This window comes from Parabacteroides sp. 52, from assembly GCF_010500925.1.
Taxonomy (GTDB): domain Bacteria; phylum Bacteroidota; class Bacteroidia; order Bacteroidales; family Tannerellaceae; genus QVMG01.
Map to the genome: position 1 here is coordinate 26,358 of NZ_QVMG01000011.1, position 22,913 is coordinate 49,270.

16 protein-coding genes are annotated in these 22,913 nt (G+C 43.6%); 5 read left to right on the top strand and 11 right to left on the bottom strand.

Annotated features, from left to right (window positions below; translation table 11 throughout):
* Positions 1 to 68: 68 nt before the first annotated feature.
* The 9 genes from D0T51_RS07740 to ilvD all read right to left on the bottom strand — a co-directional run bounded on the left by D0T51_RS07740 (position 69) and on the right by ilvD (position 13,495).
* Positions 69 to 1,709, bottom strand: coding sequence for a RagB/SusD family nutrient uptake outer membrane protein (locus D0T51_RS07740; protein ID WP_163727525.1), 1,641 nt, complete (start codon positions 1,707 to 1,709; stop codon positions 69 to 71).
* A gap of 16 nt (positions 1,710 to 1,725) precedes the next feature.
* Positions 1,726 to 5,004: a TonB-dependent receptor gene (locus D0T51_RS07745; protein ID WP_373457010.1), complete on the bottom strand. Its 3,279-nt coding sequence runs from the start codon at positions 5,002 to 5,004 to the stop codon at positions 1,726 to 1,728.
* Positions 5,005 to 5,168: 164 nt separating this feature from the next.
* Entirely contained in the window at positions 5,169 to 6,269 is a 1,101-nt protein-coding gene (locus tag D0T51_RS07750) for a FecR domain-containing protein (RefSeq protein ID WP_163727527.1), read from the bottom strand.
* Positions 6,270 to 6,605: 336 nt separating this feature from the next.
* On the bottom strand, positions 6,606 to 7,208 hold the full coding sequence (locus D0T51_RS07755; protein ID WP_163727530.1) for an RNA polymerase sigma factor: 603 nt from the start codon (positions 7,206 to 7,208) through the stop codon (positions 6,606 to 6,608).
* Positions 7,209 to 7,410: 202 nt separating this feature from the next.
* The gene (gene ilvC, locus D0T51_RS07760) at positions 7,411 to 8,457 is read right to left on the bottom strand and encodes a ketol-acid reductoisomerase (RefSeq protein ID WP_163727533.1); all 1,047 of its coding nucleotides are present in this window, start codon (positions 8,455 to 8,457) and stop codon (positions 7,411 to 7,413) included.
* 40 nt (positions 8,458 to 8,497) lie between these two features.
* Positions 8,498 to 9,226: an acyl-[acyl-carrier-protein] thioesterase gene (locus D0T51_RS07765; protein ID WP_163727536.1), complete on the bottom strand. Its 729-nt coding sequence runs from the start codon at positions 9,224 to 9,226 to the stop codon at positions 8,498 to 8,500.
* Between the two features lie 12 nt (positions 9,227 to 9,238).
* On the bottom strand, positions 9,239 to 9,790 hold the full coding sequence (gene ilvN / locus D0T51_RS07770) for an acetolactate synthase small subunit (protein WP_163727802.1): 552 nt from the start codon (positions 9,788 to 9,790) through the stop codon (positions 9,239 to 9,241).
* A 52-nt stretch (positions 9,791 to 9,842) separates the two neighbouring features.
* On the bottom strand, positions 9,843 to 11,609 hold the full coding sequence (gene ilvB / locus D0T51_RS07775; protein WP_163727539.1) for a biosynthetic-type acetolactate synthase large subunit: 1,767 nt from the start codon (positions 11,607 to 11,609) through the stop codon (positions 9,843 to 9,845).
* A gap of 53 nt (positions 11,610 to 11,662) precedes the next feature.
* Positions 11,663 to 13,495 (bottom strand): dihydroxy-acid dehydratase, encoded by a 1,833-nt coding sequence (ilvD, locus tag D0T51_RS07780; RefSeq protein WP_163727542.1) that lies wholly within the window; start codon positions 13,493 to 13,495, stop codon positions 11,663 to 11,665.
* Positions 13,496 to 13,855: 360 nt separating this feature from the next.
* Here ilvD and D0T51_RS07785 point away from each other — a divergent pair, with 360 nt between their 5' ends.
* Complete coding sequence (locus tag D0T51_RS07785) at positions 13,856 to 15,931, top strand: RNA degradosome polyphosphate kinase (protein ID WP_163727543.1); 2,076 nt, start codon at positions 13,856 to 13,858, stop codon at positions 15,929 to 15,931.
* A gap of 444 nt (positions 15,932 to 16,375) precedes the next feature.
* On the opposite strand, the gene D0T51_RS07790 is transcribed toward D0T51_RS07785, so the two are convergent.
* The gene (locus tag D0T51_RS07790) at positions 16,376 to 16,663 is read right to left on the bottom strand and encodes a hypothetical protein (RefSeq protein ID WP_163727546.1); all 288 of its coding nucleotides are present in this window, start codon (positions 16,661 to 16,663) and stop codon (positions 16,376 to 16,378) included.
* Between the two features lie 136 nt (positions 16,664 to 16,799).
* Between D0T51_RS07790 and D0T51_RS07795 the strand changes: the two genes are divergently transcribed.
* Positions 16,800 to 17,183 carry an endonuclease domain-containing protein gene (locus tag D0T51_RS07795; protein ID WP_163727550.1) on the top strand — a complete coding sequence of 128 codons (384 nt, stop codon included), beginning with the start codon at positions 16,800 to 16,802 and terminating at the stop codon, positions 17,181 to 17,183.
* 1,134 nt (positions 17,184 to 18,317) lie between these two features.
* Here the strand turns inward: D0T51_RS07795 and D0T51_RS07800 are convergent.
* Positions 18,318 to 19,187: a helix-turn-helix domain-containing protein gene (locus D0T51_RS07800; protein WP_163727552.1), complete on the bottom strand. Its 870-nt coding sequence runs from the start codon at positions 19,185 to 19,187 to the stop codon at positions 18,318 to 18,320.
* A 450-nt stretch (positions 19,188 to 19,637) separates the two neighbouring features.
* On the opposite strand from D0T51_RS07800, the gene D0T51_RS07805 reads away from it, so the two are divergent.
* The 3 genes from D0T51_RS07805 (at position 19,638) to D0T51_RS07815 (ending at position 22,641) form a co-directional block, all read left to right on the top strand.
* Positions 19,638 to 21,050 carry an SUMF1/EgtB/PvdO family nonheme iron enzyme gene (locus tag D0T51_RS07805; RefSeq protein WP_163727569.1) on the top strand — a complete coding sequence of 471 codons (1,413 nt, stop codon included), beginning with the start codon at positions 19,638 to 19,640 and terminating at the stop codon, positions 21,048 to 21,050.
* A gap of 104 nt (positions 21,051 to 21,154) precedes the next feature.
* Positions 21,155 to 21,640 (top strand): HRDC domain-containing protein, encoded by a 486-nt coding sequence (locus D0T51_RS07810; protein WP_163727572.1) that lies wholly within the window; start codon positions 21,155 to 21,157, stop codon positions 21,638 to 21,640.
* Positions 21,637 to 22,641: an RNA-directed DNA polymerase gene (locus D0T51_RS07815; protein ID WP_163727575.1), complete on the top strand. Its 1,005-nt coding sequence runs from the start codon at positions 21,637 to 21,639 to the stop codon at positions 22,639 to 22,641. Before D0T51_RS07810 ends, D0T51_RS07815 begins: the two co-directional genes overlap by 4 nt.
* The last annotated feature ends 272 nt before the right edge of the window (positions 22,642 to 22,913 follow it).

Here is a 22,913-nt window from a genome sequence, read left to right on the forward strand (position 1 = left end):
TGAAGACTAAATGATAGTCTTCACTCTAACTTGAGTTCTACGTATTTAAGATCTATATTAACCTCCGGTTAATAGCCCGGATTCTGTGTTAACTTAGGATTCAAGTCTCTTTCTGTCTGTGGAATCGGATAGAGATAATTATGTTCTGCGTATCGACTTCCGGCCAATTTGATATTCTCTCCTTCATACAAGATGCATATTTTACCTCCATCTTGCGGTAGGGCGTCCAGTGAGTCAACTAATTTATATTTTAATCCAAGGAAAGGAGCATTCAAGACTTCATTAGCAATACCCCAACGACGAATATCCCATTGACGCATACTGCCTTCCAGGGCAAATTCCACACGCCATTCGTTTCTGATACGTTGACGCAAAGCATCCTGCGTACCACAATAGGTCGGTAAAGAGGCGTTGGTCTTTTGTAACTCAGGCATACTTACTCTTCTACGTACCCGGTTTACCGCTTCCAAAGCAGAATCGTCTAACGGATTAAGCTCATTCTGTGCTTCGGCATAAGTCAATAATACTTCAGCAAAACGAATCACATGCCAGTCTTTACCCATATCCCAACCATCCGATTGAGGATCGATACTCGGATCCAACCATTTTTGTTGGTAATATCCCGTAGCAGTCGCATCACCATGTTGAGCAATACCTGTGGTACCACTGGATTTCAAAGGAGCTACTTTGATTGTTACTCCATACATCTCTTCTCCATCATGCAATACGTTCACTTCCAGACGAGGGTCGCGGTTGGCAAACGGATTGTTTTCTTTATATAAAGGAGAACTATTAATAGGCGCTCCATCCGTACATTCAAAAGCATCCACCAGACTCTGCGTCGGGTTGATTCCTCCCCATCCTTTTGTGGGGAAACATTCCCATCCAATGATGTAATGCGTATGATCCGGTGCTTTGAACTGACGCACAAGGATAGCTTCGCTGCAAGCCTCTTGTACTTCCCAGAACAATTCTTCATAACGTCCGGTACCTTCTGCGTCAAAGAGTTCGTATTTGCCGCCATCAATGACTGCTTTAGAAGCCTGAGCGGCTGCTTGCCAGTCTGAGAAATAAAGTGCTGCTCTTGCTTTCATCGCCTGTGCAGCCCCTTTGGTGATACGACCGTATTTAGCAGAAGGCCATTGTTCCGGCAACTTACTGATTGCATAATCGAAATCCTCCATTACCTTTCCATAAATCACATCTTTGGATGTACGGGTTATATCATCCATCTCACTCAAAGAGAGACTTCCGTCGATATAAGGCACATCGCCGAACTTACGGATCAGCGTGAAATAAATATACGCTCTGAAAAAGCGAGCTTCACCTATTGTCGCTTCTTTGTCTGCCTGCGCATAATTTTCTATCATATCGATCTTTTCCAACAGGATATTACAGGCGCGGATCTTTTTGTACTCATCACTCCAACCCATATCGGCTGCGTCGTAAATACCTTTCGATACATTCCCCGCAGCCCATTTAATACCATGTACTGCATTGTCCGAATTGATATCGCCATCGATATCACCATTCCATCTGCCCGGTAAGACATTATATATGTCGGCGACAAACATTTCGGCATCCGTCGGTGTTTTCCAGAAACTACCATCCGACAATTCCGTCTGCGGATAACGATCCAGGAAATCGCTACATGAGCTGAATCCAAGTAACGCTGTAAGAATAATTGTATATATACTAATCTTTTTCATTTTCTTTCCTCCCAATTTAGAATGTTACTTTTAATCCCAATGATATTTTTTTCAAGTTTCCATAATAGGCACCTCTGTTTGAAGCAGGAGCTTCCGGATCAATACCATCCAGGTCGGTGATCGTAATCAGGTTTTCACCGGCAACATATACTTTCACCTTTTCAATTCCTACATTACTTAATATAGATCGAGGGATATTATATCCTATCGAAATATTTTTCAAACGCAGATACGAAGCATCCTGTAACCAGAAAGAGTTCGTTACATAATTGGTCTGCGAATCTTTGGTTATACGTGGATACGAAGCATTATGATTGGTGGGTGTCCAACGATCCAAGTGGCGTTTCAGGACTTTACCGCTATTGAAGAAGGCATAAGCCGACTCACCTGTATAATAACCATCTACATCAAATGCACCTTGCCAGAACATGGAGAAGTCGAAATCTTTATAGAAGGCAGAAATATTCAAACCGGTAGTCCAGGAAGGGAAGTTCTGTCCGATCACTTTACGATCACTACCGTTGATTTTTCCATTTCCATCCAAGTCGCGGAACTTAAGATCACCCAACTTCTCTGTGCCGGTACGTTTAGCTTCTGAAGCCAGTTCTTCTTCCGTATTGAAATAACCAATGGCTTCATATCCATAGAATGAACCGATCGGATATCCTTCCAGGTACCAATAAATATCATTGTCCGGATTAGGACCGTCTGTTCCTTTCATATCTGTAATCCGGTTCTTCACATAAGCGATATTCAGATTGACAGCATAGCTAAAGTCTTTATTGATAGTGTTGTTATGGAATAAGTTCAAGTCGAAACCTGTATTTTCCACACTCCCTGCATTCTGAGCCGGAGCACTCATCCCTAATACACCTTGTACCGGCAGATACAAAAGCATATCATTCGTTTTCTTTTTATAAACAGATAATTCAAATCCCAGTTTATTATTCAAGAAACCAGCCTCTAATGCAGCTTCGTAATTCGTTACGGTAGCCCATTGCAGTTGGTTATTCACATAACGGGATTCATAGGCTGTAGAATACAGCGAATTGCCCAACATATAACTTCCATAAGCATACGTAGGTATAGCCGGATAGATGTCCGAAGACTTTAACTCCTCATTCCCGGTACGTCCCCAACCCAAACGTAATTTCAGGTTGCTTAACCAGCTCATATCAGACTCTTTGACAAAACTTTCTTCCGTAATACGCCAACCGGCAGAGAAGGCAGGGAATACACCCCAGCGATTGTCTTTCGGGAAACGAGAAGATGCATCCGTACGTAAATTGGCTTCGAATAAATACTTATTGTCAAAAGCATATTGGAATCGTCCGAAATAAGAACGACGACCGATTTCATAACCTCCGTCATTATTGGTCTGGGATGATTTATCCAATGTGTTGAGAGACTCGGTTAATTCATTGTTACCGCCTCCTTTTCGTGTGGCTTCCGTATATTTATAGATATATTCCTGTTGCTCGAAACCAGCCATAAGACCGATGTCATGTTTTTGGAAAGTCTTATTGTAATTAGCTAATACCTGTGTGGTATACCAGTTCCAGTTGTAGTATTTGTCATAACCTTCTCTTAAGCCGGAAGTATAACTATTCTTTCCATTTCCATATTCCAACAACTTTTTGAAACCATCATTGTTTCGTGTGTCGTTACGAACAGAGAAAAGTCCTTTTACACTCAACTCAGGCAATATATGAACGGTAGCATGTACTGTTGCATTTATTTGTTGATCCACCTGACGTTGGAAACCTGTGTTCTCTGTATGTGCCACCGGATTGGCCAAACCATTGTAGTGGAAACTGCCATCTTCGTTATATACTGGACTGGTAGGGCTTATTCTATTTACATATTGACGCAGAGAAGCATAACTATCCCATCCGTCATTTTTCGTTCCTCTGTAACCGGAGAAATTGACTCCGGCAGAAAGCCATTTGTTTATTTCACTTTCTACATTGGCACGTCCGTTGAAACGTTCATAATTGTTTGTGTCGATGAAACCATTCTGACGCGTATAACCGATAGAAGCGTTGTAGTTGGTCTTCTCCGTTCCTCCGTTAATGGATAGGTTATGATAGGTTTCAATCGCAGTCGATTGGAATGTCTCTTTGTACCAATCGGTATCGGGCAGTGTGCCGTTTCTGTATTTCTCGATGTCTTCCGGTGAATAAGGTAAAATCGCATTCGGATTTTCATTCTGTACCGCTTCGTTATATAACATCGCATAGTCGGCAGCTCCTAAGAAGTCCAACAGCGTGGTAGGTTTGGCAAAAGCCACGGATCCGGAATAATTGATACGTGCTCTTTCTCCTTTTTTCCCTTTCTTGGTTGTAATAAGGATAACCCCATTGGCAGCCTGTACCCCATAGATAGCAGAAGACGCAGCATCTTTCAATACGGTTAAGGTCTCAATATCCTGCGGGTCTATCGTATTCATGCTACCCGGTACTCCATCTACGATAATCAACGGACTGGCTGCATTGATAGAGTTCTTACCACGGATCGTAATATCAGCCGACTGACTACCCGGTGCACCGGATGACTGGATTGCTGTTACCCCCGGTATTTGACCGGCCAACGCAGCAGAAATACTTGAAACCGAGCGTGATTCAATCGCTTCCGCTTTCAGGGTAGCTACCGAACCGGTGACATTGGCTTTTTTCTGCACACCGTATCCTACGACTACGACTTCATCCAAAACCGAAGAGTCTTCGACCAGGGTGATATGAAACGTATTTTGGTTTGCGGTATTTATTTCCTGTGTTTGCATACCGATGTAAGAAACTACGAGAATAGCCTTTTCCGGAATATTACTCAGGACAAAGTTGCCATCAATATCTGTAATTGCACCCAAGGTGGTTCCTTTGACAGCGATATTGGCACCGACAACAGGTCCGTAAGCGTCTTTCACAGTACCGGTAATATTTTTTGTCTGTTGCTGAGGAGCAGCGGACTGAGAAGATTTCTCCTTAGAGATAATAATTTGCCGGTCTGAAATATAGTACTGGTTTGAAGTGCCTTCAAACAGTTGGTCTAATATCACATTTACCTGTTCATTCTCTGCTTTCACGGATACTTTCCGATTCAGGTCGAGGGAGTTGTCCAGATAAAAGAAAATGTATTCACTGGCTTCTTCTATCTGACTAATTACATCTTTTACTGTTGCATCTGTTGACTTTACAGTGAAAAAGGTTTCTTGCGAATATGTCTTGGCGGAGAAAGCGACTCCGATACTCAAGAACATACATAGAAAGGTAGCTTTCATGATACGTAATAATCTCATTTGTTTAGTTTTTTTGTGACTAAACATTGTGTTATTTTTCATATGTTTGTAAATGTATTTAAGTTAGTAATGCGATTTATACTAATTTGATTCTGAGGGTTCGGGTAATATGGGTAGTATTATCCGACCCTTTCTTTACTAAGGATCCATATGTGTCTTGTTTTTTAGAGTTTAACTTTTATCTGAATAATCTCATTCTCTGTATTGATTTCTATGGGCGCTGCTTTGGATAAAGCATTTAATACATCTATCGGATTCTCTTTCAAATCCAGTTTTCCGCTACATCTTAACTTACCTACTTCTTCGTTCCAGTCCAATTTCAAACCGTAATACCGGGAAATCCTTTTGAGTACAATATCGATGGTTTGACTGCGAAACTGATAATATCCATCTTTCCAGGCTACATAATCTGCAACATTCACCTCGTCGATCCGGCTCTTTTGTGCACTCTTGTCATAACTGAAAAGTTGATTGGGAGACAAAAGACTCTTTTCGTCCATCTGTGTTTTCACGGCCACTTCACCATGCACCAAGACCACGTCGACGGATGGATCATCCGCGCAGGCGGAGATATTAAACTCTGTGCCTAACACTGTGACATCCAATTGACTTGTTTTTACAATAAAAGGTGTCTCGTTATGTGTTACATCCAGAAAGACTTCCCCTTCTACAAATATCTCGCGTTTGTTCTCTTTAAAGTGAGTCGGATAAATCACCCGGGAACCGGAATTTACCCATATCTTTGTTCCATCGGTTAAGGTCAGAAAAGAACGTTTGCCTATAGGCACAATCAATTGGTTAAAGGTTTGTTCTTTGACCTCTTCCTGTTGTTTGTCGGGCTGTTCCTCTTTTTTTACCGAGAGAATCTCTTCATTTACCTGTATTTCGCCATCCGGCTGATAGTTAATTGTGCTTTCTTTTCCCTGAATGGCTAACTTTTGATTGTCCGAAAGTACCAGTTGAATCTGATCAGAGTCGAGGTGTTCTTGTTCGGTCGATTGGAGGATAGACAAATAATCCACAGCCGGTTCTTCCGGTTGCATCTTATCCCATCCGATTAGCCATAATAAAACGAGACAGGCCGCTACACTTATGCTCAGCGAAAAGAGGTAAAGTTTTCTTTTTTTGTCATACTTCCTGTTTTCCCTTTGTATATGATCCCAAAGAATCCTTTCTTCCGTTGAGGAGAGCCTTTCCTTCGCCTGCCCTTCTTTGATATAAGTGAGAAGAGCGTTTTGTTTTTTATCTAATTCTTTTTTATCCATTTATCCCTGTTTGATTATAAGGAGACATAAATTTTTATTTTATACTCAGTTTTATACATTATTTTATAAAACAGGAAACGATCCGGAAAGTTGTAGAAATTTTCGCCTACTTTTTCATTCCCCTTAAGGCTGTTTGCGCTCCTTTTTGTTGCTTTTGGAGAGGGGATATTCTATTGCCGATGGGCATCGGCAATATTGTTGAACATGTTCGTTAATATTGCTGATGCCCATCGTCAATATTGACGAAGCCCATCGGCAATAGAATTTTCCTGTAAAAATGGAATGCCCGTGCATACAAAATCAGAGCGTATTACAGGAAAAGCCGGAGAATATTATTTAAATAGACTTTATATTTCCTCCCAGAAGAGAGAGTAAAAAGAAGAAGCTGTATGGAATCGTACCATACGCGTCCCGTAACTTTTTCAAGGAACGTTGGATCAGGTTTTGGGCAGATTGATAGTTCAGGTTCATCAGGAGACAAATCTCATCGAAACTCATTTCCTGGATATAGCGGTAATAAATGATTTCCTGTTGACGGGAAGAGAGCAGGGATAACATCTCTTTTACATATTCTTGTCGCAGATTATATTCTTCATATGCGATAAACTGATCTTCTACGGTCGGTTCCAGGGAAAAAGAAACAATATCGGATTCCAATTGATTATACGATATTTCTTTTTGAAGTAGGCGAAGTATACTGTTTTTCATAGAAACAAAGAGATATACTTTCACATTTTCGGGAGTAGAAAGACGCTGCCGGTTTTTGTAGATAGAAGTAAAAACTTCCTGTATACAGTCTTTGACAAGCTCTGTATCCACGGTGAATCGCAAGCCATAACGATAGAGGTCCTGGATAAATGTTTTATATATCCAGGTATAAGCCTTCTCATCCCCGGATAAGAATTTACACCATTGTTTTTTGCTCTCTTGTTTTAGCATTCTCTCTCTCTTATGTATACAAATATAAGATTTCCTCTTTTCCATACAATAGAATGCTGTTCTGAATTTGATTAAAATCAATTTTCTTACTTCCCCGGACTTCTTTTATCGCCATCTCTGACAAGTACTCAAAAAAGAGGTTGTCCCGTATTCGATTTTTCTTTGGGGACAACCTCTTTTATTCTTTCAGCATACTATCTTTTTAATTGTTTTCGGGGCGTAGTTTGCGAACAACAGCTCCGGTACGCCACATTTCGCTTTCGCGCAGGGCTTTCAGTTCTTCTTCCAATCCTTCCCGGTAGTTGGGCTTGCTGTTGGTATCGATAGAACGTTGGGCTTCGTTGCCGTTTGCCACTTCACTATACAATTTTTGGAATACCGGTTTCGTGGCATCATGGAAGGGACCCATCCAGTCCAATGCACCGCGCTGGGCTGTTGTTGAACAGTTGGCATACATCCAGTCCATACCATTTTCTGCGAATAGTGGCATCAATGATTGCGTCAATTCTTCCACTGTCTCGTTGAAGGCTTCAGAAGGTTCGTGTCCATTTTCGCGCAATACCTCGTATTGGGCCAATAACAGTCCCTGAATAGCTCCCATAAGTGTGCCACGTTCTCCTGTTAAGTCGGAGTATACCTCTTTCTTGAATGTCGTTTCAAACAAATAACCGGAGCCAACGCCTATGCCTAATGCGACTACCCGTTCGAAGGCTCTTCCGGTAGCGTCCTGGAAGATGGCATAGCTGGAGTTCAATCCTCTTCCTTCCAGGAACATACGACGTAAGCTGGTGCCCGAACCTTTAGGCGCTACCAGGATCACATCCACATCCGCCGGAGGAATGATATTTGTTCTTTCTTTATACGTGATGCCGAATCCATGAGAGAAATACAACGCTTTACCTGGTGTCAGGTATGCTTTGATACGTGGCCAAACTTCGATCTGAGCCGCATCGGAAAGAAGATACTGAATGATTGTTCCCCGTTGGCAGGCTTCTTCTATCTCGAAGAGTGTCTCACCGGGTACCCAGCCGTCTGCGATGGCTTTTTCCCATGTTTTGCCCCCTTTGCGTTGGCCTACTATCACATTGAAACCATTATCACGCAAGTTAAGGCTTTGTCCGGGACCTTGTACACCGTAACCGATGATTGCGATCACTTCGTTTTTCAATACTTCTCTTGCCTTTTCCAATGGAAATTCATCGCGGGTAACTACATTTTCTTCTACCCCGCCAAAATTCATTACTGCCATTTTCTTTTCTATCTTTTAAATGAATAAAACTAATTCTTATTTATCTCCAGGTTGCTGCCGCGCGGCAAATTGCTTTGCCTTCATGGCAGATCGCCAGATTGTATGTGTTATCTATCGCTTCTCCTTTATGTAAAGTCAATGGCATACCGTATCTGCCTTCTGCCTGGTAGGCTATTTCAAAACGACTGATTTCTTTTTCTTTGAAAAGTGTCAGATCGAACAAATCCAGGAGGTGTTCCATGTATTTGATGCTGTTGAAATGTCCGTTTACATCCAGGTCACTGTATTTTACCTGATAAGCTACCCCTTCGCCCTGGTCTTCCACCGGTGGAATTTTACCCGGTCGTTCGATGGGGCAGGGGCGATCGGTTACATATATATTCAGTCTTTCCGCATCCAAGGGTGTCGGACGTCGTGTCTCCATATCAATGGCAGCCCAGATGGAGCGAGCGAAGCCTACGCTTTTCCCTTCTCCGTTTACTAACTCAAAGCAACGGCTGGTAAACAGGCGGCCTACTTCATCGATCCAGGTATACAAGGTAATGGGTTCCGACATGCTGGGGTATGCATACATCTCAATGGCCAGACGGGAAAGTACCCAGGCCGTATGCTTTTGATTCATATCATTGAATCCGAAACCACGTATGGATGCGTGATTGGATGCTGCGTGCAATAGGTAGTTGCCTATCATAGGAATGGTCACCCGTCCGCGGAAGTCCAATAGATATTCTTCTGTTGTAAAATGAAATTCTCCGATCTTATCGCGCATGATAACTTCTTGTTAATTGTTTTCCATTAATTTCTTTTCCATGGTAGAAAGCATGTCGCTTAAACGTTCCACCTTACTTTTGGTGATAGCGATACGTCCGGAGCGGATAAACTGCAAGACCCCGATTGTCTCACTCAACTCTTTGAAGAGTGCCTGGGTTTCTGCATAATGCCCGCTTTTCTCCAGAACGACGATGTCTTCGTTTATGTCCAGTACACGTACATTGTATTTACGGATCAGGTCTTCCACGCCTTTCATCTTCAGAAACAGATCCGTACTCAGTTTATAAAGAGCAATCTCCTGATGTATCAGATCTTCGTCCGTATTGTAATAGGCTTTGAGAATATCCACCCGTTTGTCAATTTGCTTGACCACCTTATCCATCATATCTTCATCGGCAAAGGTCGTAATGGTAAACTTATGAACCCCTTTTATCGCGGAGGGAGAAACAGATAGTGTCTCAATATTCAACTGCCTGCGCGTAAAAATAATGGTGATTTGATTCAACAAACCCACCGTATTCTCTGAAAAGATAATAACTGTATATAATTTCTTATCCATAATTCCTTGCTTTTGCATGCTTAAGCCTTCTCCGATTTAATTCCTCCTTTGTGCCTCATTCTCCCATAATAATGTGCGTGATGCATGCCCCGGCAGGTATCATCGGATATACCATTCCGTGAGACTCGACATTGGCTACCAAAAGATAGGTTCCGTCATATTCCAGCATCTCTTTGATAGCATCGCCCAACTCTTCCCTTTTTTCTACCGTACGACTGCCCATACCATAGGCTTTGGCTAGGGTGCCGAAATCGGGATTCATCAGGATGGTGCCCGAGTAACGTTCTTTGAAAAAGAGCTCCTGCCATTGGCGTACCATACCCAGGAAGTTGTTATTCAGTACAATCATTTTGATAGGCAGCTTTTCCTGCATGATCGTACCGAACTCCTGCAAGGTCATCTGTAAACCTCCGTCCCCCATAAACAGGCAGACCGTTCGCTCCGGTGCGCCCAGTTGAGCACCTATGGCTGCCGGTATACCAAATCCCATGGTGCCCAGTCCACCGGAGGTCACCACACTGCGCGTACGTTTGTATTTGAAATAACGGATTCCCATCATTTGATTCTGTCCCACATCGGTGACCAGTACGGCATCGTTTTGAGTGGCTTCGGATACTTTACGAACCACTTCACCCATTTTCAAAGGACCGCTCAGGGGGGTAAGTTCCTTTTGAATGACTTTCGTGTATTCCTCTTGCTCATCTGTTTCAAACGATGCGATCCATTGCTTATGTTTGGCAGGCTGGATGTATGCAGTGACAGCCGCTAAGGTCTCTTTGGCATCTCCCCAGACGGGAACGGCTACTTTTACGTTTTTGCCGATTTCGCTATTGTCAATGTCGAAATGTATGATTTGCGCTTGTTTGGCATAGGTGTCCAGATTACCGGTCACGCGATCATCAAAACGCATGCCGATAGCGATCAATACATCACATTCATTGGTTTTCCGGTTGGGTCCCACATTGCCATGCATACCCAACATGCCTTTGTTCAGCGGATAATCACTGGGCAGGGCGGATAACCCTAAGGCGGTCATGCCGGCAGGTATATCTGCTTTCTCAAGGAATATTTTCAATTCTTCCTCGGCATGGCTTAAGATAACTCCCTGGCCGATGAGTGCCAAAGGTTTTTTCGCTTTATTGATTAACTCAGCGGCTATGCGTATCTGTTCCTTGTCGATGTCGGGAACCGGCTGGTAGCTGCGGATATAATCCACTTTTTCGTATATGTAGTCTACCAACCCCACCTGTGCATCTTTGGCCAGGTCGATCACCACCGGTCCCGGTCGCCCGGTCGATGCGATATAAAAGGCACGGGATATGGCCCAGGCTATCTCTTCCGGTTTGCGGACCTGATAAGCCCATTTGGTGATAGGCTGGGTGATGCCGATGACATCTATCTCCTGGAATGCATCTGTCCCCAACAGAGAAGAAGGAACTTGTCCGGTGATTATCACCACAGGCGTACTGTCCATCATCGCATCGGCAATGCCGGTGATCGTATTGGTGGCACCCGGACCCGAAGTCACAATATTGACCCCTACCTTGCCCGACACACGGGCATAACCTTGTGCCGCATGGGTAGCCCCCTGTTCGTGGCGAACCAGTACGAGCTTTAGTTGATCGCGATAGTCATACAAACTGTCAAAGATAGGTATGGCCTGTCCGCCCGGATACCCAAAGATGGTATCTACCCCTTCTGCTATCAATGCTTTCAGTAAAGCCTCCGACCCGGAAATACGCGTATTTCCGGGAATTGACAATTGACAATTGACAATTGACAATTCTTCGTTATTCTCTTTGTCTGTTTTATTTTTTTGCATGTGATAATTCCTTTTTTAATAGTCTGATACATTTAATTGTCAATTGTCAACTGTCAATTGTCAATTATCCTCACCGCCCCCTTATCAGCCGACGCGACCATCTGTGCGTAAGCCTTTAAGGCCTTCGACACCATGCGTTGCCGCACAGGAGGGGTAAAGGCATTTATGCCGCGAGCCAACTCTGCTTTTCTGCGTTCCGCCAAGACGGCATCGCTGACTTTCACCTGTATACTACGTTCGGGTATGTTGATTTCTATTATATCCCCTTCCTTGACTAAACCGATAGCTCCTCCGGCGGCGGCTTCGGGAGAGATGTGGCCGATAGACAGGCCGGATGTGCCTCCGCTAAAACGTCCGTCGGTGATGAGGGCGCATTCTTTTCCCAGATGTTTACTCTTGATATACGAAGTGGGGTATAACATCTCTTGCATACCCGGCCCTCCTTTCGGCCCTTCGTAGGTGATGACCACCACGTCGCCGGAAACGACTTTGCCACCGAGGATGCCTTCGCAGGCAGCGTCTTGGGAGTCAAACACTTTGGCGGGACCGGAGAAACGGAAGATCGCTTCGTCCACCCCGGCCGTTTTGACTACACATCCTGCTTCGGCAATGTTTCCATAGAGCACGGCCAGTCCTCCGTCTTTTACATAAGCATGTTTTATGTCCCGGATACAACCGTTTGTACGGTCGGTATCCAATTCTTTATAATATGTCTCCTGCGATCCGAGCACGAGGTTGAAACGATGTGCCGGTGCACTTTTATATAAATCAATAGCCTCTTGACTCACCTGAACAGAGGTGATGCCATAGGAGTTGACAGCTTCGGCTAATGTCTTTCCATCTATCCGATGTACGCTTCCGTCAACTAATCCCTCTTTCAATAATTCATGCATAATGCCCAGGATACCTCCGGCACGGTTCACGTCCTGCACATGGTAGGTCCCGTTGGGAGCTACTTTGCATAATACCGGGGTTTGGCGGGAGAGCTTGTCGATGTCATGCATGGAAAAGTCAACTTCCGCCTCGTGGGCGATGGCTAACAAGTGAAGCACGGTATTGGTCGATCCTCCCATGGCAATGTCCAATGTCATGGCATTCAGGAAAGCCTGACGCGTGGCTATACAACGCGGTAAGACAGATTCGTCTCCATCCCGGTAGTATTTATATGCGTTTTCCACCAGAAGGCGGGCGGCTTGTTCGAATAAACGCGTACGGTTGGCATGTGTCGCTACCACAGTGCCGTTGCCCGGAAGAGCCAGGCCGATCGCTTCGTTCAGGCAGTTCATAGAGTTGGCTGTAAACATGCCGGAGCAACAGCCACAGGTGGGGCAGGCGGCCCGTTCGAGCTTGGCAATCCGATCGTCATGGATACTGTCGTCGGCAGCCTCTACCATTACATGTATAAGATCCAGGTGACGGTCGTCCAGTTCGCCCGCTTCCATCGGTCCCCCCGATACAAAAACGGTGGGTATATTTAAACGCATGGCTGCCATCAACATGCCCGGCGTGATCTTGTCGCAGTTGCTGATGCATATCATGGCATCCGCCTTGTGGGCATTGACCATATACTCTACGCTGTCGGCAATAATATCGCGCGAAGGGAGGGAATAAAGCATGCCGTCGTGTCCCATCGCAATCCCATCGTCAATGGCAATCGTATTGAATTCGGCGGCAAAGCAACCGAGCTTTTCAATCTCCGCTTTTACCTGTTGGCCGATCTCATGCAGATGCACATGACCCGGAACAAACTGGGTAAAGGAATTGACAATGGCGATAACGGGTTTTCCAAACTGCTCCTCTTTCATGCCGTTGGCACGCCAGAGGGAACGGGCTCCGGCCATACGCCGGCCGTTGGTATTACAGGAACTTCTTAACTGATTCTTCATGCTCTTTCTAAATAAAAAAGCCTTTCTCTGTGGAGAAAGGCCTTAAGAATATCTTTATGGATACTATCACATCTTACACACCTTTCTCTTTACCTGCTAATGACTAGAAGGACGACCACAAGGATAATATGTAATATGTTATTTATCATTTTTCTTGTCTTTGTATCTATTATACGGTGCAAATGTAGGACAATAATTGAAATAAGCAAAGAAACTATAAGATTTTTATCGTTTTTTCTGTCAAATATCAAGCAAAGAGTAAATATAGCTTGCACTTTTGCATAGAAACTAAATAAGCCGGGCTTTCATCCGGCATATAGATAAAAGTCTCTATATTTACCCTGCGAACAGAACACTATCATGGAGAACATCTATACATACTTTAAGCGGGACATTAGTTGGCTTTCTTTCAACTATCGTGTGTTATTGGAGGCGGAAGACGATACACTCCCTATTTATGAACGTATTCGTTTCTTGTCTATCTATTCTTCTAACCTGGAGGAGTTTTATGAGATCCGGGTGGCCGAACATCGCGGGGTAATCATGCAAATGAATTATGCGGAAGAAAGTATTGTAGAAGCCGAAGAAACGTTGATGGCCATTACGCGGGAGGTAAACCGCCAGCAACGGGAGTACTACCGCATCTTTTCTGAAAAGATATTGCCCGAATTGAACCGCCAGCATATTTGTTTGTATCAGGACAGTGAACCACACCCTTTTCATAAAGAGTTTGTACAGAATTATTTTCACGAAGAGGTTTTCCCTTTCCTTTCTCCGGTGATGATACAAGCGGGAGATATCCGCACCTTTATCCGTGACCGTCGCCTCTATCTGGTGGTGCGGATGATTAAAAAGAAAAAGAAACAAAGCGAACCGGCATCTGCACCTGAGTATCATTATGCCCTGATGAAGATCCCGCATGAGAAGGTGCCCCGTTTCATTGAGTTGCCTGTATATGAAGGAATGTTCTATATCATGTTTAGTGATGATATGATCCGTGCCAACCTGTCCACCGTCTTTCCCGGTTATGAGATAGAGAGTTGTTACAGCATAAAGATATCCCGTGATGCGGATATCTATCTGGAAGATGTGCAAGGCAAGAATATCGTAGAAGATATACGCAAGAAAGTGAAGAAACGCAAGGTCGGCGCTTTGAGCCGGTTCATGTACGACCAGGCTATGCCGGACGACTTCCTCTCTTTCATATGTGATGCCTTTGCCATTCATGCAGACGACCTGGTCGTCGGGGGGAGGTACCTGAATTTGCAGGATTTGGCCAAGCTGCCTAACCCGCGTGGGAAAGAATTGGAACAACAGGTGCCACCTCCTATGCGTCTGCCTTATCTGGATGAGGCAGGGTCGGTCTTTAAGGTCGTCAAGAAGCGGGATGTCTTGTTGCATTTTCCCTATCAGTCTTTTGATTATCTCATTCGTTTCTTGATGGAAGCGGCTTTCGATCCCAAGGTGGAGGCGATAAAGATAACGCAATACCGGGTGGCGGAAAACTCGGCCGTGATCAATACCCTGATCAGTGCGGCGCAAAATGGAAAGAAAGTGACGGTCTTTGTCGAACTAAAAGCCCGCTTTGATGAAGAACATAACCTGGTGACGGCAGAGCGTATGACGCAGGCAGGTATCAAAATCATCTATAGTATTCCCGGATTGAAGGTGCATGCCAAGGTGGCAGTGATTCATCGCAAACCTACCGGTGCGGGAAACAAACGACGTGACTTTGCCTATTTAAGCACCGGCAATTTCAATGAGAAAACAGCGAAGGTCTATTCGGACATGGCTTTGTTGACCACCCATAAAGATATTATAGAGGATATAAACCAAGTCTTTGCCGTCTTGGAAGGGGAGTTGCAGAGCCCCCGGTTTCGTTATCTATTAGTGGCACGTTTCAATATGGTCCCGGAACTGGAACGAATGATTCAGCAGGAGATCGACCATGTAAAACAAGGACGAAGAGGGCGAATCGTCTTAAAGATGAATGGCTTGCACGATCAACATATGATCCAAGCACTCTATCGTGCCAGTGAAAATGGGGTAGAGATCGATCTGATCGTCAGAGGCATCTGCTGCCTGGTGCCGAACCAACCGTATAGCCGCAATATCCGCATCACACGTATCGTGGATGTCTTTTTGGAACATGCACGTATCTGGTACTTTTATAACGATGGAAAGGAAAACCTATACCTTACCTCTGCCGATTGGATGCGGCGAAACTTGAACCGCCGGATCGAAACCGCCTTCCCTATACTGGATCCGCATCTCAAAGAAGAAATTATCAATGTCCTGGAAATCCAATTGAAAGACAATGTAAAAGCTTGTTTCATCGATGAAAACTTACAAAACAACTTCAAACAGGATAATCACCCGGTAAAAATACGGGCACAACGCCATATATACGATTACCTGAAAGAAAAGAACAATTGATTCAATCTTTTTTCCACGCCCCCGCTTTTCAGCCTGCTCTCCAATCAGTGCCTGTTCCCCCTTGGGGGCTACCTAAATAAATTGCCGATATATGTCAGCACAAGTGCCGACATATATCAGCACAAGTGCCGACATATATCAGCACAAGTGCCGACAATTGTCAGCAATTTTATTCCACCACGTGAATGACTTATGACTTATCCTGAAATGAGTTGTCATTTTTTGTCAGAAACCCTGAAAAGGTAATCCCTATTACCTCTATCTGTATATGCAAGTTACCTGTATATACATAATCACCTGTATACACATAGTTATTGAGAATAATCTAAATACCGACTGTATCAACCGGCACTAATAATTAATTGTTAATTATAAATTGTAAATTATAATCTTTCACGCCTCCCTCACTATCAGCCCTGAAAGGGGTGAACTTATTGACCCCTTTCAGGGCTCACGGTATCTATCGACTGTATACCACGGGTTTGACAACCCGCGGTTATTCACATGTAACCCCTCCGGGGTAATCCCTACTACCTCTTTCCCTGTAAGTGTATAGTTATCTGTAAGTGCATAGTTTCCTGTAAGTGTATAGTTTTCTGTATATGTATAGCTATCTAACTGAAAACAAGCTAAATACCAACTGTGCCAACCGGCACTATCTTGGCTCCTCTTCTTGGCGAAGAAGAGGGGGACCGCTGCTTGCAGTGGTGGAGCAGTTTGATGTATTACCATATTGTATATCAAATATATATGCAATAAAAAAGTAAATTCCCCTCCCTTCCTTCTTCTCCAAAAAATGGGAACCAAAATAGTGCTGTTTGATCTATTAAAAAATCATATCTTTGTGAGACATCAACAAAACCAAACTATGAAAGAGGAAAACAATAAGTTAATGAATCGCAAAGAGCAAAAAGGGAATCGTCGCTATTTGCGTCATCATGCCACACCTGCAGAGAAAGGATTGTGGAAGATATTAAAAGAACTGAGAAAGGAGGGTTTGATCTTTCACCGGCAACAGAGTATTGGTAAATACATCGTAGATTTTTATTGCCCGCAAATTAAGTTAGTGATAGAACTTGACGGCCAAGTACACGTAGGTAATGAAGCGTATGACGAACAACGGGAAGAGTTTATTAAAACCTCTACCGGACTGATCGTTTTACGTTATGAAAATCGGTTTGTATTCGAGCATCCGCAGTGTATATTAGAAGATGTGAAAGAGATCCGAAACAAGCAATCGCCTATAAAATAAGTATATACATTTATAAAGAAATCAAACTGCTCCACCCCCGGCTACGCCGGCGGTCCCCCTCTTCTTATCCAAGAAGAGGAGCCAAGATAGTGCCGGTCATTAATCACTTATCACTAATCACTAAACACTAACCATTCATCACTAAATGCTCCTCGTTTCAACAAACGAAAATCGTTAAAAAACCTATTCAAATTAAGAAATTCAAGAGATGTATTAGGAAATCCTTACAAAATTAGTACTTTTGTGTGCAACCGCTTGGGGAAGAATGCCGATTCTGTCACTTACCAAGAGACGGAACGAATGCTTTGAGCATCATTATGATGTCGCAAATATAGACGTTTATCTACCCTGTCCGGGTTCTGCATTTCCTTTTTTTTATTCATATCTCCGTCCTTGTTTTATAAGCTTCCCACTGCAAAGTGATGGGCTTTTTTATTGAATATTATTTTCAACACGGAGGACACGGGGACACGGAGTGTAGAGCACACAGAGTAAAGAATGTACAATAAGATAGAATACAGTGAGACAGAATACTGCGAGATAGAAAGAAACCCTGAAAGGGTTTTATGTGAATAACCGTGGGATGCAATCCCACGGTCGCACGCCTCCCTCACTATCAGCCCTGAAAGGGGTGAACCTATTGACCCCTTTCAGGGCTCACGGTATCTATCGACCGTACACCACGGGTTTGACAACCCGCGGTTATTCACATGTAACCCCTTCGGGGTAATCCCTACTACCTCTTTACCTGTATATGCAGGCGACCTGTATATACATAGTTATCTTATTGAGAATAATCCAAATAGCAACTGTCTCAACCGCTACTATCTCTGCTCCTCTTCTTGGATAAGAAGAGGGGGACCGCTGCTTGCAGTGGTGGAGCAGTTTGATTTCTTTATAAATGTATATACTTATTTTGTAATAATTTTTACTCTTTTTTACTTTATCTGGATGTATATATTTAATATTCAATACAGTAATACATCAAACTGCTCCACCCCCGGCAAGCCGGCGGTCCCCCTCTTCTTATCCAAGAAGAGGAGCCAAGATAGTGCTAATCACTAATTGTTAATTATAAATTGTAAATTATAATCTTTCACTCACCACTAATAATTAATCGTTAATCACTAACCGTTAATCATTAACCGTTCTCCCTCCCTCTTGTACTACTCTGTTTCGTATCTTGCTCGGAGCGGCTCCCAGATGCTTTTTGCAGTAGTCTGTAAACTGGGGTAGGGATTGAAAGCCACGCTCTTCTGCAATCTGCCGGCAGGTTTTGTTGGTTGTCCGTATATCATGAGAGATAAGTTCTACCTTCTTTTTGGTCATCCATTGGTAGGCAGAAACACCAAATGACTTCTTGAACTTTTTGTCGAAATTCGACAAGCTGCAGGTGTAGAGTGTTGCAAATTCATTGACTGTCTTTACCCGGGAATAATTTTTTAGTACAAAATCGGCAAACTCTCCACCTATACCTATTACCGGATAAAACAAATGTGCCAATTCCTTCTTTAGATAATACGCCCGAAACAAGAAAAAGATTTCTTTTATTTTTAGCTCCATATATTGCTGACAATGAATACCATCTTCCATATGAAGGATCAATCCGGAAAGAAACTTTTGCACGACAGGACGCATCGGTATCGATGGTAATTTATCCGTTTTTACCTCCTCTTTGAGTAGATTCTCAATCGAAAAGGTATCACAAAAACGAATGCTCTCCTGAAGGCGCATCACCAAAAAAGAAACTCCTTCTTTTGTTTTGGCCTGGAAGTGGCAACCGGAGGGCAATAACACTATCTTTCCATTACCAACTTTCTCATTCTTGTGGAAATCGAAGGATACATAAAGGCTTCCTTCAAATACAAAAATCAATTCCGTATGAGAAATAACCTCTTCCCAACAATCGTTTATTTTATGATTTACAACCTCTATCAAAGGCCGTTCTTCCGATTCATTCATATGACAGCCTATATGCTGCCCGCTGCAAAGCTCATTTTTCATAACACGCACTTATTTAGTTGTTTACATTTTGTTTACACACAGACCTTTTTTTGTGTAGAAACACACACTTTTATATCTATCTCTGAATGAATTCTTTCTGTCTTCATTTTTAACAAAAAGACATTCTTCTTTTTCAAACACTGTTTTCGAATTATTTGCAAAGTCTTAAAAAACGGAAAAAGCAAACATCTAAACATTTGAAAATAAAAGCATTCGATCACGGAATGAGCCGTTCCGTCTCTTGGTAAGTGACAGAACGGATCGTTTGTGTATAAATAATTGAATAAGAAATAGATAACCGTTTATTAATTAAAAAAGAGAAAAAAATGAAGGAAAAACGAAAACAAATGAAAAAGACCGAAAATCGAAAAAACAGATAGAATCGAAGAAAACTTTTTTCAATAAAAATATCAAACAGTACTAAATTTTATTAACTAATTTTTTAAAAACATGAGAAAAAGAATTTTTACAGTGATGGCTGCATTATGTGGCCTGGTTGCAGTAAATGCGGCAGACGTGAATGTGTTAGCCGGTGAAAATCTGGCAACAAAGATTAGTGATGCTGCAGGAAGTGGTATCGTACGTGTTCAGGTGGGTACTTATGTGTTACCTGCTGAACTAATTATTCCTACGGGTGTAACGGTTAAAGGTGGTTATGACGTTACTTTTGATGAAAAGACACGCGTCTATCCGGGAGCAGCTTCTTCGGCAGCCGAGATGACTATATTGGATGGTGACGCGGCACATCGTGTAGCTTCTGTTGCCGGTACGTTGGAAGGTGTTGTGGTTCGTAACGGCCATGTGCGCACTGGAAACGGTGGTGGTGTATCTGTTACCGGTACGGTACAGAACTGTATTATCAAAGGAAACGTAGCGATGACCGTAGGAACCGGAGCAGAGTCTTTGGGTGGCGGTGTGTACTTGGACGGTGCGGATGCGAAACTGATCAACTCGGTGGTTGCCTTTAATATGGCGAACAATGGTTACGGTGTTGCCGGTGAAGGTCAGGTGATCAATAATACGATTACGGCCAATACGTATGCGCCGGTGGCTGTCGCTATTGCCGGCAATGTGGGTGGTAGCCCTTTTACACATTATAAACATTGGGTTGACGCGAATAATGCCTGGTCTACGGCTAATGGTTTCGACGCTCAGGAGCTTTATTTTGACGGCTTTTCTATAGCCCAGACCCAGACTACGACTTCTCAATATGCTGTGTTTGCTGCCGCAATGGATCTGAAGGTGGATGGTACAGGCGTTCTTTTCGTGGATGCAGCTAAAGGCACGGATAAATTGTTCCAGGTGGATGGTACGTATGGTTTACATCTTTCAGGCATGGATTATATCTATAAGGTAGGCAATGCGAACTGGCCGATGTCTTATGTCAGTTGGTATGGTGCCAAGGCTTATTGTGAGTGGATCGGTGGCGCTTTGCCTACGGAAGGCCAGTGGGAGTATGCGGCACGTATGAATGAAGATAAAACGATCAACACGATGGTTTATGCCGGTAGTGAAGATGCGAAAGAGGTTGCTTGTTATGCAGGTTATCCCGGTGGAATGCAGGAGGTAGCAACCAAGATGAATAATGGCATTGGTTTGTATGATATGAGTGGGAATGTATGGGAATGGTGTTTTGATTTATATGATGCTACGGGTGGAAATTATCCGGATTATACGCTTGCTGCGGTTTCTGACAGTCAGTCATTAACCAACCCAGTCAATGATAAGAAAGGCTCTCACCGGGTGTCTCGGGGTGGTAGTTATTCCATTGCTGGGGGCGGCTTGTCACTGGCGTGTCGCAACTACAACGCGCCGACGAGCGTGGGCAGCTACATAGGGTTCCGTCCGGTCCTTATTCCCTAAGTTCAATTGGCATTTTGTTTTGAGCTAAAAAAAAGAGGATGAGCCGAGGGACGAGGCTCTGACGATAATACAACTATCGCGAAGCGATCGAAATTTTTTTTCAAATGCAAATAAAATTGTTTAATATCCCTGTTTCAGACACGGGTGTGTTAATGGATGAGATGAATACCTTTTTACGTGGTCATAAAGTATTGGATATGGAACAAAAACTCATTCAATCGGATCATGGCGGAAGCTGGTGTTTTTGTATCCGTTATATCGAAGGACCTCACCCGAGCCCTGTTCCGCCGCATGGTGTCCATAAAAAAGTGGATTACAAAGAGGTGTTGTCGGCAGAGATATTTGCGATTTTCAGTCATCTTCGCGAATGTCGGAAGCAATTATCCAAAGAACATGGGGTGGCTGCCTATATTATTTTTACGGATGAAGAACTGGCCGGTATAGCCGGGTTGGAAGAGTTGAACGAAGAATCACTCGAAACGGTCAAAGGCATCAGTACGAAGAAGGTAGAGAAATATGGGAAGGCCTTATTGGAGTTGTATCATCTCCCGGAGATTGTGGCACCTGAACTATTTAACGCAAGCAAATGAAACGCAAAGGATCGTTAATGGAATCCATTGCTGATATGGATAACCTGCGGCTGGCTTTCTGGAAGTCGGCACGGGGGCGCCATGGAAAGCGGGAGGTGATCCGTTACCGGGCTCATCTGGATTCTTGTTTGCTGGACTTGCGATGGGCATTTTTATCGGGCACTTACCAATTGGGTAATTATAATTACTTTACGGTATACGAACCGAAAGAGCGTATCATCTGTGCTTCGATTTTTCCGGAGCGGGTGCTTCAGCATGCGGTGATGAACCAGTGTGGTCGTTGGTTAGACAACTACCAAATAGCCGACAGTTATGCTTGTCGCAAAGGCAAGGGGCAATATGCCGCCCTGACTAAGGCACAACAGAATCATCGGCATAATGCCTATTATCTGAAATTAGACGTGCGTAAATACTTTGACAATATAGATCACGCGGTGATGATGCGTTTGTTGGAGAGGCGGTTTAAAGATCGCCGTCTACTGCATTTATTTCGTCAAATCATTGCTTCGTATGAAGTACGTCCGGGTAAAGGTATTCCGATCGGCAACCTGACCAGTCAGTATTTTGCCAATCATTACCTGGCCTGTTCCGATCATTACGTGAAGGAAGAGTTAGGGGTAAAGGATTATGTGCGTTATATGGATGATATGGTGTTGTGGGGAGATAACCGGCCGGCACTATTGCGGTGTGGTCAGTCTCTTCGGGAATTTCTTGCCGATAAGTTATTGTTGGAATTGAAGCCGGATTGTTTGAACACAACGGCTACCGGTTTGCCTTTTCTGGGCTACCGGGTGTACAGGAATACTATGCGGTTGACAGCTCAAAGCAAAAAACGATATATAAAGAAATCGAAAATTTATTATGGCCTGCTGCGTGCCGGACTATGGACGGAAGCGGACTATAAAACACATGTCTTACCCTTGAATGCGTTTGTGGATAAGGCAAAGACACTGGGATTGAAACAACATGTAATGAAAAGGGTACAGGTCATCGGGCTCTAACCGGGTGAATCGGGGTGGTAGTTATAACAATGCTGGGGGCAACTTGTCACTGGCGTATCGCAACAACAACACGCCGACGAACGTGAACAACAACATAGGGTTCCGTCCGGTCCTTATTCCATAGCTCAATATACAAAGGGAGAATGGAGTTTCTCCGTCGCCATTGAACCGACCGTATCCTGTCCGTATAAACGGCAAAAAGTAGGTTGTGAGATTCCTCCGTCAGGTTAGTAATGACAGGAGTTATGAACGTCTTGCGGGAAAAGTGTCTT

Coding starts and splice junctions, on each gene's coding strand:
- D0T51_RS07740 (WP_163727525.1), bottom strand. CDS start 1,709: ATGAAAAAGATTAGTATATATACAATTATTCTTACAGCGTTACTTGGA.
- D0T51_RS07745 (WP_373457010.1), bottom strand. CDS start 5,004: ATGAGATTATTACGTATCATGAAAGCTACCTTTCTATGTATGTTCTTG.
- D0T51_RS07750 (WP_163727527.1), bottom strand. CDS start 6,269: ATGGATAAAAAAGAATTAGATAAAAAACAAAACGCTCTTCTCACTTAT.
- D0T51_RS07755 (WP_163727530.1), bottom strand. CDS start 7,208: ATGCTAAAACAAGAGAGCAAAAAACAATGGTGTAAATTCTTATCCGGG.
- ilvC (WP_163727533.1), bottom strand. CDS start 8,457: ATGGCAGTAATGAATTTTGGCGGGGTAGAAGAAAATGTAGTTACCCGC.
- D0T51_RS07765 (WP_163727536.1), bottom strand. CDS start 9,226: ATGCGCGATAAGATCGGAGAATTTCATTTTACAACAGAAGAATATCTA.
- ilvB (WP_163727539.1), bottom strand. CDS start 11,609: ATGCAAAAAAATAAAACAGACAAAGAGAATAACGAAGAATTGTCAATT.
- ilvD (WP_163727542.1), bottom strand. CDS start 13,495: ATGAAGAATCAGTTAAGAAGTTCCTGTAATACCAACGGCCGGCGTATG.
- D0T51_RS07785 (WP_163727543.1), top strand. CDS start 13,856: ATGGAGAACATCTATACATACTTTAAGCGGGACATTAGTTGGCTTTCT.
- D0T51_RS07790 (WP_163727546.1), bottom strand. CDS start 16,663: ATGGTAATACATCAAACTGCTCCACCACTGCAAGCAGCGGTCCCCCTC.
- D0T51_RS07795 (WP_163727550.1), top strand. CDS start 16,800: ATGAAAGAGGAAAACAATAAGTTAATGAATCGCAAAGAGCAAAAAGGG.
- D0T51_RS07800 (WP_163727552.1), bottom strand. CDS start 19,187: ATGAAAAATGAGCTTTGCAGCGGGCAGCATATAGGCTGTCATATGAAT.
- D0T51_RS07805 (WP_163727569.1), top strand. CDS start 19,638: ATGAGAAAAAGAATTTTTACAGTGATGGCTGCATTATGTGGCCTGGTT.
- D0T51_RS07810 (WP_163727572.1), top strand. CDS start 21,155: ATGCAAATAAAATTGTTTAATATCCCTGTTTCAGACACGGGTGTGTTA.
- D0T51_RS07815 (WP_163727575.1), top strand. CDS start 21,637: ATGAAACGCAAAGGATCGTTAATGGAATCCATTGCTGATATGGATAAC.